A 13,847-nucleotide genomic window follows, 5' to 3' on the forward strand; every position below is an offset into this window, starting at 1 on the left:
GTAGGGAATATATCCAACAATACCATTTTCTTCGTTACGAAGTTGTAATCCATTGTCTCCTTCTTTTATATTGTGACATTCGATCTCCTTGTTATCAGTCGTTATAGCTACTAACTTTCCCATGGATTAAGAGGTGACTTCAGAACTAATGAAGGTTTCCAGCATGTAATACTTTCATACGCTATAATTCATAAATGCTTCAATAGTTAATACACTGTAAATATTGCTGTGTTCTATTATCACTTACCTCATCGTCAAGCACCACATAACAATACCCAACGCACCCATTAGAAAAGCTACGAGCGTCGTACTACACCAGTCAGGTCGTCATGTCCTACGACGCTCGAACATCGTCAACGAATAAACGCCACGTCTGATGCCCCACGCCTGATGCGTGGTTTTGCTGGTACGACCACGCACCGTTTCACGAGAACGGGTTGCTTGTTGGTAGAAGCACCATCGGTCGGAGACATGATGGCGGCCACGTTGTGGCCCCGGTGATTCAATTCCACCCCCGTTCGTCGAATATGGTGTGTTCTGCTCTTGTTCACCGCTTCGTGAGTTCTGTTCGGTAGTGACATCTATTCTCACCTCAACAGATCCTAATCAGTTCCATCCCAGATACTCCCATATACGGCCGGTTCGGTCAGCACGAAATTCCGCAATTAAGTAATCTCTGGAGTGCTGGGTGGTATGATCCCTCTACCGTTCCACTGGTCGTCAGTACTAGTCACTTAATCGAGAGCATATTCGTTACTTATCCTTATTCGCGAACTCATTACCGTCCACATCTTTATGTAGGCTCAATACGATGTATTATCATCGAAATTCATTATTAGTATAATATGAATCAGAAAATAGTTCGATTTCTGTTCGTAGTCTTCAGTCTCTGTCTTCTCGGATACTTTGTCGGTGGAAGCCAAATCCGTGCAGAACTCGCTAGCGCCAATTCAGTGTTTCTCGTCCTCGGCTTCTCTATCGTCTTAGTCGCTCTTTTCTGCTGGAGTGAGGCAGTTCGTTGTCTCCTCGATTGTTCGGAAACCCCTATCGGAGGATGGCGGTTTCGAGGCGCATACCTCGCAAGTTTTTTTGCCAAACAAATCGTCCCGATTGGTCGCGCAAGCAGCCCGTTTCTGCTCGCCCACATCGTCTCATCTGAAATGAGCACAGATCGGGATCAAACGCTCGGCGTGGCACTCGTAATCGAGGTATTGAACCTCACTGCAGCACTCAGTCTCGGGGTTATCGGATTGGTTTTCCTTGCTCTTCGAGGTCAATCTCTTACGGCGTTTATCCCCGTTCCTTCTCTCCAAATCGCGATCCTTCTCACAGGTGGATTTCTGGCCGCCACGACCACGCTGTATCGATACAAGCACCTGCTTTTACATCCGCTAACGGTAGTGGGGGTTCGAATGTTCTCACTGCTGCGTGCACTAAGTGAGAATCGGACGCAGCGTCTTCACCTTCGAATCCGTCTAGTACAGACTCGCATTCGATTTATTCGTACGTACCTTCGATTACGAGTGCGTTCGTATTCGACCGAAGTAAATCTCGTGCTGGAGAATCGCCGGCAGATCGCACTCGCACTTGGATGGTCTGTCATTGGGTGGATCTGTTTTTGCCTTCCACTCTATGCGAGTTTTCTCGCGCTTAATCAGCATGTCTCGATACTGCTTCCCCTTTTCTTGATCCCAGCGAGTGGCGTTGCACGAGTTGTTCCACTCCCTGGTGGCCTTGGTGGTGTTGAGGTCATCTTGGGAGCGATGATTATCGTGTTGACCGGCGTGGATGCAGGAACTGCTGGAGGAGTCGTTCTCCTGTATCGACTTCTCAGCTTTTGGGGCATCCTCGTACTTGGTTGGATGTATTCGATGTATTTCATCAATATCGGCCAGGTTGTGCATTTTCGGCAAAACCAATCCTCATAATCGAATTTTCACGCATGGCAGTACGACGAGTTCAGCGAAGCCGATCATGGGCAAACGTTCACCCGCTGGACCGACGCCCTCGATACCTCCCAGTACTACGAACGCTTCGCTGCGCCGAAGTGGTGACTCGTCTGTGAGGACTGTGGCGGTCGGATTGCCCGGTATCAGCGCTCGAAGACCGTCCGCAACCTAAAACAGTACTGCTGTAGTGAGTGCAGTGGATCATTTCGCACCAAGGAGGCAACGGTCACTGATCAGGCTTGGTTTCGAGTGACTCTGATGTACGCTACGTAATGAAATCAATCCCCAGCAGTCTACGTGTTTAGTTCGGACACGAGAATAGTTTGATCGGGCTGAACCGTGACCTGGTAGTCGGCATACTGAAACTCAACTCGTTGTCTCCCATGTTCATAGAGTGCTTCGAGTGCATCGGGTTCAATAACCTCGTACAGTGGGGTGTCCGGTTTGTCTCTGTCCATCTGTTCAATTGCACTGACGATAGCTGTAATAATCGATTCTGACTGGCTTTGTGATGTGCGTATCAATGGGGATGATGGCGAATCTGATGGCCCGTTCATTGCCTCTGGGAATGTATGACGATCCAATTCGGGCAGTATCTAGCATGGATTGCCGAGAGAACCATTCTCTGCCATTTGTTCGAATTTCTGAATCATAGATTTATTTTGGAGATACAATTTAGAACGAGTGACATTGTTTTGCGCATATCTTTACGTCCAAAACCCACTCTTTTTTAGACGCACTGATTTATGCAACTAATGGTGGCCGCCAGCGTATTCCGTGACCATACACAAATCGTCCTTCCAAAAGAGGAGGCCAGCAACCATCGTAGTCATCTTGAACATAATTTCATGATAACGATTTCTGAAGAGAATGATGCCGTTCGTCTCATCGGTAGTCCCTGTGAAATCCCGAAGGTACGCACATGGCTCCTATCACATGGAGTCGAAATCCTGTAAACCGAGTTCGAGAAGTACGTTGATATCTCTCTTGACCACTGACCGATTCTCGTTTAAGTAATTCTCGCGATAAAGATTAGGTATGAGGAAGATTTTCGCGGGCTGCTGTGTTCTGTATGAGTGTATTTTATCACCCGTGTTCCGGGCTTTGAGCCTGTTCTGATTTGTCGGTTATACCAACTTTCGTATTCCCATTTCTATCTGCTTGGCAACTATTTTTGACGCTTTACTTGGTAGCATCTCCTATGGCTCGTGAAACTCCTAGTTCAATATACTTCACAGTGAGTGTGTAAACGTCTTAGAGGACACGTGGGACGACGAGATCGACGCGGAGCGGCTTGCTGCGCGCCTCATTGACAATGACGGGGACAAGTGGCTGCTCATCGGCTTGACAGAGGGTGCAACGGTTGTCCTTATTTATAAACTACCAAAAATAGATGTTCTATTCGATTCACAACGAACGATTTGACGATTGATTTCTCGCAAAGGCGCGCTACTGTTCAGAGCCCGTTACAAGCAATCGACTTGATTGTGAACCCAACCGTCCACTCAACCGCCTCTGATTGTGTTCACAAACCAGCTGCGATCTGAGCGTCCCAGATATATCGTAGTTACCAGGTATCATTCCCATAGTGTCAGCGCGAATTTCGTATATCTGGGTGCTCGTCTCACCTGGCTCAATCGGAGTTATGATACCGATTGAATTGATGACGAGTCTCTTATTAGTAAATAAGATCTGATTACGGTGAATCCAAGGGATAGCATCGACCGGTGAAATCTACGTCTAAAAGAGACTGTCTGCGGTGGCTGCGCCGACTACACTAAAGATCGCTCCGATACAGATAGCCTTGACTGTCGTAGACGGTGTGGCTCCAAACGTATCCGGCGCGTCGAAAACAAATGCCAGAATCGTCACAGAGGTATAGGAGACGATAAGTAATGAAATGAACCGGAGAGGAATCCCCGCAATCGATCGCTCCATCTCCGCCTCACGATCTTCTGCGCGATATAACGTCCCATAGCCGATCGCGAACACCATGAAAATCGTAATCGCTGTTTGGAGGAGGTTCATATTTGCTGCAAGTATCCACACTTCTTCAGTCACGACAAACGCGGCACAGAGAATAAAGCCACCAACGATTTGCTGGGCAATATCATCGAGTCCGAATTGTCGAACGTTAGGAAAATGTGCGAGGAATCGGCGTGTTCGGCGGAGTGCCTGACGCTGATTGGGTGAATCAATTGTTTCCTCAGCATCTTCGAGCTGATCAAGCAACTCTGTTAATTCATCGTCTTGAAGGAGACCTTCATTTGTATATGGCAATTTGTCGCGCTCCATTTTTACCGCGTTAACTCTCTACACCCATATTCTAACTGGTAGCCAAATCACTATATTCCTCTGACGTGGCCATCCAAGTCCCGCCGCAATCTCGCTCATCATATAGGGTTCAAACGGTTCCATGATCTCGAATACATCCGCTGGCCTTCGTTCCTGAACGTTCCCATGACTCCTGTATTATCCTATTCTGACGATACACCTTACATCACCTATTGGTTCGAAACGCTGAGCCACCAACTAGCAGTAATCCAATAACGGCAAGAGCAAGCGCAATAAGAAGTGAAAGCAATTGCGACCCATGCCAACTACAGCCATCATACCAGACGAGGGTCACTGTGTGTAAATCAAGGTCGATGAGTCGGGCATGAGTAAAGTCAATCCCTCAGAAATCGGATATATACTCCCGACACATGCGCAATGTCCCACCGCCACTACCTAACAACAGCGGAATGAGAGCAATTCCACCAAGACCAAGTAAGAGACCAACCCGGCGAGCAGTGATGTAGATAATTATAAATATTTTTAAATAAACTGAAAGTAGAAAGTGTAGTGTCTAGTACAAGCGATGTTTAAGAGTGTGCCATATTATTCAAATCTGTTCTTGGCACCACAAAATACTTACCATACAACAGATATAATGAACCATACGCTGTTCACGCTCAATCGGATTCATTGCGATCATCACGCTGATGGTCGCCCTCAGCGGATGCCTCGGCGGTACACCCCTTCAGAATGACCAACAGAATCAAACCCCACCGACAGATCAAACGACATCCGAGTCGACACGCGTCAATGGAACACCGACAATGGGAGAAATTCCCCCACTTAGCGATCAAACCAAGGAGGCCCTCGAACGTATCCGATCAAAACAAGACAAGATCACTAGTTATCAGGCCACCATAACTGAAACGATGGTTACACAGCTTTCGAACGGGAGTCAACTCACCTACGTTCAGAAGTGGGATGTCGCCGTCAAGTTATCCTAAAACGGGGTTCTCACACGTGTTGAATCTTGGAGTCCCAATTCATCGGAACCGAAGAGTCTCTGGATCCAGAATGCGACTGCGACCGTCCAATACGTCCCAAGTGAGGATGAATACCGGATTCAAGAACGGACAGAGTCAACGGGTCACTCGGAGCATTTCTTTCCACATGCTCGGATCGAGAAGGGAAGCTATCGTCTTTTCGAGACCCCATTCCCAACCATCAAAAAAGAAAACGCAATCCAGTACAACGGGACTGATATAGTCAACAGTCAACAAGCCGATGTCATCTACCTCGACGGCAATCTAAATGGCGGGAACCTTGCGTACTACGATGCACAAACCATCTGGGCCGATACAGAAACGGGACTCGTTCTGAAACAAACGGCACAAAAGCCCCATCTCGACAGTATGAGAAATATAAATGTGGCAGAACTCAGAAACCCCGGTGCAAATGACCCGATGAATGAGTCTGATGATGACCCGAACGCGGTTTATCTCGGCGACAAGACCATCACGACGACATACACGAATGTGAGCGTCAACGATGTTCCCAACAGCACCTTCGATCCGAATATTCTACAGGATGCGGACGTAGAGAGATCTACCCAAGTGGAAGGATAGGGTCCACAGAAAAACTGCTTGTGACCGGAAATTCAAATTATCCCGCTTAACATCACTCTGTCTATTCTCGCGAAAGGGGAGTCGTCATACAATGGATACCGCCCCCACCGTTCGTCAACGAGTCTCGAGGAATTCCTGCCCCGTCTGGTAGGATCTCTACACCGAGTTCCTTCAGTTTCTCTATTGTCGGATTATTTTCGGAGCGATACTCTCCGTCAGCGTCCGGTTCATAGAGCGGCAGAATCGTTTCGCTCTCAATGGTGAGGAAGTTTGTAGGCCACCGTTCGGACCAGGAGACATCGACAATGTCGAACCCTTTCTCTTCGGTCAGGTAGTCGTAGAGGTTGCTCGAATGATCCTTTGTGTAATCGTTCCCACGTCTCTCATAGACATCCACGTTGGCTGCACGTGCGAGATCTGCATCTAGAACTATCAAATCTTCAGAGACAATGTTTACCCACCCTAAGAGGTGCATTATCCGGGAGCCAGTATCATGTTCTTTTCGGAACTCCCGATCGGCCTGCAGGGGTGCACGGACAAGCACAAATTCTTCGTACCCAACCGCGCCACTGTTCATCAACTCCTGACCGGCTGCGTAGCTTGTTCGGATTACGTGTTCTTTCCCGTTAAGGTCCGCGGAAACTCCGAGGAGTGCAAACTCACCGGCTGGAAGGAATTCTCCACCTTCTACGTGCGCATCCATTTCGTAGATGATATCGGCTCCAATTCCCTCCCACGCATCGCGGACGATTGGGACTTCCCGTTGCCGTACTGGCTCAAACATATTACATAAAATAGGCCCTTTATCCCCTAGAATCGTTGTATCTCGCTGAAAATACATATTCGAAAGGGGTTGATCTATTATCAATAATTTTATACTTTCTTCCTCCCTCGGTTGCTGCATCGACACTTGTGTTAAGGCAAGGTGAAGTTTCTCTCTGGAGTTGAATGTCTCACTGATAGTCCCTACGTCTGCTGACGAGTTGCTGTCCATTTCCGAGATAGATTCATGGATCAGATCATCAAGAACGCCTGCAGTTTCGAGGTCATCTGCGAGCTGGTGTACTTCCACACCTGTATCCTTAAGACATGACTTTATTTTCTCATGTTCTGCACGGGCTCGCTCTGGAGGAATCATCTGTTCGAAGAGGTTTGTTTCATAGTCGAGCGTTCCAGCCCATACCTCGATCCCAGGAGTATGAACCCGAACAGCCGAGAGACGATCCCATTCTGCATATACGGTATGTTCTCCCATACATCTCTATCGTCACACTATGCAAGTAAAAATCCATTCTCCATCGGTTTCTCTCGACAATGTCATTAGGAGCTAATGGCCTATACATGCCCGCACCACGTCCACCGCACCGTTTTGTAAGCACATGACTGCCGTCGAAACCGCGACAAACAAAGGCACGCTTGAGGCGTTCCCATCGGACGACGACGCAGACGAGTATCAGTGGTCCACATACCGGCTACGACAAGTACGGTAACGTCGATCACAACAAACGACGCTGTCAGATGTCACCCAGTGAACGCTGATCGAATGCACAGATACACCCGATGAGGACGACGATAAACCAACAACCGAGCGAGCCCTGCTCGACTGGGCGCAAGCACATGCGGCGGACGTCGCGGCTGAACATTTCCCAAATTTACCGGTCGATGCGATTGAGTGGGAGGTCTCATATCATGGCCACTGCCATTTCGATGTAGACTTGCAATGGTTCCAGATTCTGAATCAGTAGTCTACTCACTTAAGAAGTATTCAGATGATAATTAGGACTACGCTTTCTACTAAGAGAGGATTCGTCGAACCGGGGTCTGAACGAGATACAATGCGATCGTGGCACCAAGGAATGGCGTGAGAGCATCACTGACTGTGTGAATATTGTCGATGAGCAGATTGACGAGTACAGCAATGATTCCGACGAAAACAGAAAAAGCCAGACACTGCTTGTTGAATAAGAATTCTCGAGAAAAAGGAGATGAGTGAGTAGGGTTTTCTGTCATACAAATACATTGGATAGTGTTCTGAATAAACATTACGAGAGATTAAGATTAGCATATCCCTATCCCTTCGAGAATCATTCAAAATAGTTCTGTTGGGTCATACCGAGGGACCATCCTCGATTCTTATCGTAGTTGCCCTCGTTATGACACCCATCTAGCAGCGACCCATTGCCTGCTGACAATTGGCTCGCATACGTTTCGGCATGTTCTCGTGATCCAAAAATCAGTATACACAGAGATGTCAAAATACTTCGGAATCGCTTAGAGCGACTCGCAGGCAACGCCGTCATCATCAGCATCAAGCCGATGAGGGTCGCTCGGATCCTGCTCAAGCACGGCCTGCGCTTGTTCGTGTGTCTCGAAGTGACTGCAATCGTAGTCGCCATCCGACGGCAGTGGTGGGATATCCACTCCATCAGACGGCGCCTCGGTCATTTCAGTCGCCGTCGGAGTTGGTTCTGGTGTCGAGGTCGACTCGTCGAAATCCCACAATCCAACCTCCTTCTGCTGGGCGTTCGCTTCGGCAGTCTCGAAATCGCTCCGTTTCGAGAAGGAACTGTCGTACAGCCGAGCATAGCCATCGGTCAATAGCTGTCGGTTGAAGTTCTCACCATCGACATAGATATAGACCAAGAGCCGCCCAAAGCTCCCCCGGCGGTCGGCTTCCGGATCCGTTTCAATCCGAACTGTCTTCCCATCCAATTCGTCCGCCGCAAACTGACTTGCCCGCTCCCCCCATTCATATAGATGGTCGCGTCCAGCCGTCGAATCTGGGATTCCCTCGAAATCACTGGGATTCGTCCGGCTCAATGTTGTTTCCGGCGTGTCAACTCCCAAAAGGCGGAGTGTGTCAGTTTCACCGTTCGGGAACTCAACTTCCATTGTGTCCCCATCGACGACCCGGGTGACGGTAACTGTCCATTTAGTCCCGCTCCCTGGCCCACGAGCTGCTTGAGTTGTCGATGTTGGTTCTGGTGTAGTTGTCTGCGTTGGTGTCGGAGTCGACGCTGTGGATTGTGTTGGTGTTGATGTTGTGATTGTTGTCGGTTGCGCTGTCGTGGTTTGTGTTGTGGTCGTACTAGTTTGTGCTACTGTTGAAGATGCCGCTACTAGTGTTGTTGTCTGTTTTGCGGTGGAAGTTCCGGTTGTCGATATTTGCGTTGTCGCTGATGACTGCGTAGTGTCGACTGCAGGCGTTGTCGATGTTGTTGTTTCGCTAGTAGTACTACATCCTGCGATAACAAGTATTAGAGCAAGGGCAATCGCGAGAGGTACCTTCGAATAGATCACGTTGTTTATAAATTGTTGAAATAGATAAAACTATGTTTTCTAGAATGGTTTTCTACTCTTCTTGTTTCGAGATATAGGAGACAAAGAAGATGTTTAACGATTAATACTATAATATATCTGATTACGATTTCATCGATGTATCTATCACTCTTTCTGAGACATTTTTGAGTAATAACCTCATCAATGCATCACGTTCATTACGTATTCGTTTAAGCTCATCAACTCGCTTTGCACGGTTGTGCAGAAACCAATACTGCTATCTTTCCATTCCGAAGAGCCACCATTTCGCCCGCGTAGCGATACCCGCCTCGGCTTTCTGTCGGGTGAGACTTCGCTCCTCCTCAACGTACTTGACGAGCTCCGTGTTCTCCTCGCGCTGTTCGAGGATCTGGCGCTTCTCCCGATGAACACGTTCGAGTTCTTGCTTCACTTCCTCGTACTCCGATTGAAGTTCGTCGTACTCCTCGTGGAGTTCTGCGTATTCATCTTGGAGTTCTTCGTTGTTCGAGCGGAGTAGTTCGTGCTCGTCTTGGAGTTCGTTGTACTTCTCACGGATTTCATAGTACTCCTCACGAACTCTGAGTGCGTCACGGATGTACTCCGCACGGGATAACCTGGCATTATCCGCGAGTTCATCTAACTCCTCGCGGCGTTCATCATCGATCCGGACGGATACATTCGGCATACAGTGTCACTCCAACTGGAGCATAATGTAATTCAGTCAGACGTGCGTCAGCCATGGGCACAAAGCCTATACCGTGATTCTTCATTAGACTGTATGCGGTTCTGCTCGAACCGCAAGCTCGGAGTTACTGGGCGTTTGCTCCTGTTGGCAATGGTTAGTATACACTACTAACCTACGACGCGCACACCCCTACCCACCCCTTCTTTACCCTTGTGTCTGCTTGGTGGGTGATTGGGTCTATTCGAGGGTCAGGCATTCTCCTTGAATCTCTGTAATTCTTCGAGAAGATATTGTGTATCCGCATCGAATTTGTGGCTACTATCTTGTGGAAGCCATTCATGAATCACTTCTCCTATGATTTGAGCGCAAAGAAATTCGAATATTCAAGATACCGACACCTCGGAACTGGCTTCAGTGATTTTATATAGGTGTCAGCAATGTTGATTTAGAGAGAATACAATGGTATCAGTGCTAACCGTCGCTGGTGTTGTCGTTGCCGTATTCGTTGGGTTCAATATTGGTGGCTCATCGACGGGTGTAGCGTTCGGTCCGGCAGTCGGCTCACGTCTCCTTCGGAAGGCGACCGCAGCAGCCCTGTTCGTCGGCTTCGGCTTTCTCGGAGCATGGACCGTCGGTCGGAACGTCATCGCGACAATGAGCAGCAGTATTGTACCGGCAACCCAATTCACACCTGCCGCGAGCGTCGCTGTCTTGTTCTTCACCGGCATGTCACTCCTTATTTCGAATCTCTACGGCGTTCCAGCCTCGACGTCAATGACGGCCGTTGGCGCCATCGTTGGACTGGGCCTCGCGTCGAACACACTCAATCAGGCACTGATGTTTACTATCGTCTCAGCATGGATCGTCGCGCCGCTGATCAGCCTCAGCATCGGAATAGTGGTCGGGCGTTACATCTACCCGTATCTGGATCGCTATGTCGCGTTCACAAAGTTCGATCTCCACTTTATCCAACTCGACCGTTCTGGGACGATTCCCCGACTCTACCTAAATCCTAACGCGACACGGCAGGACATCATTGGATCACTCTCGGTAGTCGTCATTGCGTGCTACATGGCGTTTTCGGCGGGAGCGTCGAACGCGGCGAACGCTGTGGCCCCCCTCGTCGGCGAAGGGGGATCGCTCACCGTCAACCAGGGCGTCCTGCTCGCGGTGGTGGCCTTCGGTCTAGGCAGTTTCACCATCGCCCGTCGCACGCTGGAGACGGTAGGAGATGATATTACGGAGCTTCCAATTCTCGCTTCACTGATTGTCTCCATAGTCGGTGGCACTATCATCACGATTCTATCCTACTTCGGAATCCCGGCGAGTCTCGCAGTAAGTACGACATCGACGATTATTGGACTTGGATGGGGTCGGGCAAGCCGAGCAGCGACACTCGTAGAGTTTGCGACGCCGAAACGTGAACATCCGGATTTAGAGGTCGCGACAGGAGCGCTGGTCACCTCCCGCGCTGAGGATATGCCTGCAAGTCCAACGATCGGCGATATTGCCCGTTACGAGGAACCGGCAGAGAAGCCGGAAGAATTGCCAGACGTGCCTGACGTTGGTGCGGAGGGGCCGGCGGATCTCGATCAGCGGAGCCTCTTCGACCCAGCAGCGGCCAAGCGTATCGTTACGATGTGGGTGTTGACGCCCTCGCTGGCGGTTGTCGGTTCCTACCCGGTATTCACATTCCTGTTGTGAACGTCCCTTAAACGATATCGCGTAAACGATATTACGGGATCCCGATGTACCGGTGCCGATAGAACTGATAGAGGCATGCAATCGGGACATTGAGCAGCGGAATGATCATGAGATAATAGAGAATGGTTGGCTTCCACGCAGAGTAATTCCCATTTAACGATCTTTTCGCGCCAATTCGTAAGTGGTAGCCTTCCGGGTCGAATGCGTTCGCAAGGACGTTTTCTTCGATAAGACGGACTCGTGCCCGATAGACATCGTATATACGATATCGGCGTACATCAAAATCAGAAACTTAGAGAGCGCAACCATTCCAATGAAAAGTAGATACGAACCCCTACTTTCAAATGATAATGCAAGAATCGCTGTAACAACCGCAACCGCCCAATCAGCAGTTAAATCGAATCGGCCAAGAAAGGTCGCTGACTGAGACATCTCGCCACGGTAATACTGCAGAAGTAACGAAAGCAGCTCAGAGCGATCGTATACGGCCTCTTCAGCGACTTCAGGTTCTTCTTCCCCCTCTGGTTTTAAACTCGTCTGTTTCTTCCACCATAACATCCGTCTAGAAGCTATTCACTAGCTTAACCTTGCGTTACCAGAATTCAAATATATGCACCTAATCGTAGTGTTCTTGCTGAAATCATCTATCTTCTGTGCTGCGATTCACCGAGTTACTCTCTCACTCTCTCTTTTGGAATGATACACGTTCTAATGTCTATTGGCGCTTGTTCTCAGTCTTGGCGAGATGGTTGACTACTTGGATATCTTATATACTATCTATGGCAATCATAGAACTTGCAACCGCTTTTTCGTCCTCGCAATCATCGCCGGTGTCCTCGGAGCAAGAGGTGTTGCTAGCCTGTCAATGGAGGTGGCAAAATGGCTCGTGATCATTTATCGTTGTTCTTTCATTTTTTCATTTTTATTATAGACATTGAGAAATTTATAAATTGTCCATTTGATAATATTATCCTACGTTGTTGAATACGGTCTTCTTCATGATGGTGACTTCTGAATGAAGCTAATATGATAAAAGATCGAAGAGTATGCTAATGTGTGCCCAGAACGCTACTCACTGGGAGTACCGCAGCCTTAGACCACCACGTGAGGAAACACAGAAGGAAGCGAGTGATCCCACAGACCAACTCAACGAACTTGGAGCTGACGGATGGGAGTTCGTCGGAACGATTGAGTATGAGGGCGGTGGCACGAAGTACCTCGTTCTAAAACGACCGCTGGACGCTGATACGGAGGAATGAATGAGTAACAACGAAAGCGATATTGGGACTGCGAATACGATGCGAGGACGGTCAGAAGAGAGCCGGCTCAAAATATGGGTTCTCTTTCGGATGAATAGATTTCTCCTTACTGGATTGCTTGCTCTTCTTGTCTTTCTCTCATTTCTTGTATTCAGTCTCACGCTCAATCCATCGCTTCCAAGCGAAATCAAATCAACCGATACAATTGAAACGATTTTTTCTGCGATGATCGGTGTCATCGTCACCGGAACAACGTTGGTCGTTACAATCAGCCAGCTTGTTCTCTCAGAAGAAAACGGGCCATTAGGTGACCAGCGTAAGCGGATGAGTGATGCGATGGACTTTCGCACCTACACCAAAGACTTGTTCAACTCTGTCGTCCCAGCCGATCCTTCGAAATTTCTTGGTCAACTCGTGAATGAAACTGAGCGACGAGCAGAGGTTCTCGATCGGCTTATCGGTGAGAGCGATGATGAGGAACTAATCCGCCAAGTTTCCGAGTTCGTCGATAGTCTGCATGGAAACGCGAAAGAAGTCCAAGACGAACTTGAAGGGTCCCAGTTTGGAACTTTTGATGTTCTATTTTCGGCATTGAATTTCAACTATGGATGGAAGATCTACCAAGTTGAACGAATGGTAGACGAATTTGCCGATTCACTGAGCGATAACCAACAACTGGCCTTCGATGATCTGGAAACAGCTCTGGCTATGTTCGGTCCCGCCCGAGAACACATTAAGACGCTGTACTTCCAGTGGGCGCTCGTTAACCTCTCCCAATATATTCTTTATGCAGCGATTCCAGCGCTCATCGTTTCCGGTGGTATGCTGACCTTCGTTGGAGCGGAAACTTTCAGCGGTACATTCCTTTCAATTCCCATTATTACATGGGTTGTGAGCGGAGCGTTTACAGTGACACTCATTCCCTTCCTTTTATTCACCTCCTACATTCTTCGGATTGCCCCTGTTGCTAAACGAACGCTTGCTATTGGTCCGCTTATCCTTCGTGAATCTCAACGATAATAGCTCACAAATCATCTAAATAATATTG

The 13,847-nt window shown here is 48.6% G+C and carries 14 protein-coding genes and 1 pseudogene; 8 read left to right on the forward strand and 7 right to left on the reverse strand.

What is annotated here, in order from left to right; genetic code table 11:
* The first annotated feature begins 845 nt into the window (after positions 1-845).
* The gene (locus tag LIX15_RS08850) at positions 846-1,928 is read left to right on the forward strand and encodes a lysylphosphatidylglycerol synthase transmembrane domain-containing protein (RefSeq protein ID WP_227773379.1); all 1,083 of its coding nucleotides are present in this window, start codon (positions 846-848) and stop codon (positions 1,926-1,928) included.
* Between the two features lie 314 nt (positions 1,929-2,242).
* Here the strand turns inward: LIX15_RS08850 and LIX15_RS08855 are convergent, their stop codons facing one another.
* Entirely contained in the window at positions 2,243-2,506 is a 264-nt protein-coding gene (locus tag LIX15_RS08855) for a HalOD1 output domain-containing protein (protein ID WP_227773380.1), read from the reverse strand.
* Between the two features lie 198 nt (positions 2,507-2,704).
* Here LIX15_RS08855 and LIX15_RS33635 point away from each other — a divergent pair, with 198 nt between their 5' ends.
* Positions 2,705-2,905 carry a VNG_1110C family protein gene (locus tag LIX15_RS33635; RefSeq protein WP_425556760.1) on the forward strand — a complete coding sequence of 67 codons (201 nt, stop codon included), beginning with the start codon at positions 2,705-2,707 and terminating at the stop codon, positions 2,903-2,905.
* 784 nt (positions 2,906-3,689) lie between these two features.
* Here the strand turns inward: LIX15_RS33635 and LIX15_RS08860 are convergent.
* A complete protein-coding gene (locus tag LIX15_RS08860; RefSeq protein WP_227776875.1) occupies positions 3,690-4,148 on the reverse strand; it encodes a DUF2391 family protein in 459 nt (152 codons plus the stop codon).
* Between the two features lie 1,505 nt (positions 4,149-5,653).
* Between LIX15_RS08860 and LIX15_RS08865 the strand changes: the two genes are divergently transcribed.
* Positions 5,654-5,851 carry a hypothetical protein gene (locus LIX15_RS08865; protein WP_227773381.1) on the forward strand — a complete coding sequence of 66 codons (198 nt, stop codon included), beginning with the start codon at positions 5,654-5,656 and terminating at the stop codon, positions 5,849-5,851.
* A 61-nt stretch (positions 5,852-5,912) separates the two neighbouring features.
* On the opposite strand, the gene LIX15_RS08870 is transcribed toward LIX15_RS08865, so the two are convergent.
* Positions 5,913-7,106, reverse strand: coding sequence for an arginine deiminase family protein (locus LIX15_RS08870; protein ID WP_227773382.1), 1,194 nt, complete (start codon positions 7,104-7,106; stop codon positions 5,913-5,915).
* A 161-nt stretch (positions 7,107-7,267) separates the two neighbouring features.
* On the opposite strand from LIX15_RS08870, the gene LIX15_RS33980 reads away from it, so the two are divergent.
* Positions 7,268-7,390, forward strand: a complete 123-nt coding sequence (locus LIX15_RS33980; protein ID WP_497007436.1) for a DUF8118 domain-containing protein — start codon at positions 7,268-7,270, stop codon at positions 7,388-7,390.
* 255 nt (positions 7,391-7,645) lie between these two features.
* Here the strand turns inward: LIX15_RS33980 and LIX15_RS08875 are convergent, their stop codons facing one another.
* The 3 genes from LIX15_RS08875 to LIX15_RS08885 all read right to left on the reverse strand — a co-directional run bounded on the left by LIX15_RS08875 (position 7,646) and on the right by LIX15_RS08885 (position 9,836).
* A complete protein-coding gene (locus LIX15_RS08875) occupies positions 7,646-7,861 on the reverse strand; it encodes a hypothetical protein (RefSeq protein WP_227773383.1) in 216 nt (71 codons plus the stop codon).
* A gap of 261 nt (positions 7,862-8,122) precedes the next feature.
* Complete coding sequence (locus tag LIX15_RS08880) at positions 8,123-8,743, reverse strand: thermonuclease family protein (protein WP_227773384.1); 621 nt, start codon at positions 8,741-8,743, stop codon at positions 8,123-8,125.
* A 664-nt stretch (positions 8,744-9,407) separates the two neighbouring features.
* Positions 9,408-9,836, reverse strand: a complete 429-nt coding sequence (locus LIX15_RS08885; RefSeq protein ID WP_227773385.1) for a ribbon-helix-helix protein, CopG family — start codon at positions 9,834-9,836, stop codon at positions 9,408-9,410.
* A 459-nt stretch (positions 9,837-10,295) separates the two neighbouring features.
* On the opposite strand from LIX15_RS08885, the gene LIX15_RS08890 reads away from it, so the two are divergent.
* Positions 10,296-11,540, forward strand: coding sequence for an inorganic phosphate transporter (locus LIX15_RS08890; RefSeq protein WP_227773386.1), 1,245 nt, complete (start codon positions 10,296-10,298; stop codon positions 11,538-11,540).
* Between the two features lie 31 nt (positions 11,541-11,571).
* On the opposite strand, the pseudogene LIX15_RS33155 reads toward LIX15_RS08890, so the two are convergent.
* A pseudogene (locus tag LIX15_RS33155) lies at positions 11,572-12,098 on the reverse strand (DUF2270 domain-containing protein).
* A 187-nt stretch (positions 12,099-12,285) separates the two neighbouring features.
* Here LIX15_RS33155 and LIX15_RS08900 point away from each other — a divergent pair.
* From LIX15_RS08900 to LIX15_RS08910, 3 genes are all read left to right on the forward strand, one after another.
* Entirely contained in the window at positions 12,286-12,471 is a 186-nt protein-coding gene (locus LIX15_RS08900; RefSeq protein WP_227773387.1) for a DUF1328 domain-containing protein, read from the forward strand.
* Positions 12,472-12,592: 121 nt separating this feature from the next.
* Positions 12,593-12,799, forward strand: a complete 207-nt coding sequence (gene sp36, locus LIX15_RS08905; protein ID WP_227773388.1) for a Sp36 family protein — start codon at positions 12,593-12,595, stop codon at positions 12,797-12,799.
* Complete coding sequence (locus LIX15_RS08910; protein WP_227773389.1) at positions 12,800-13,819, forward strand: DUF7972 family membrane protein; 1,020 nt, start codon at positions 12,800-12,802, stop codon at positions 13,817-13,819.
* Positions 13,820-13,847: the final 28 nt, after the last annotated feature.

Source organism: Haladaptatus pallidirubidus (assembly GCF_020700235.1).
GTDB classification, from domain to species: Archaea; Halobacteriota; Halobacteria; order Halobacteriales; family Haladaptataceae; genus Haladaptatus; species Haladaptatus pallidirubidus.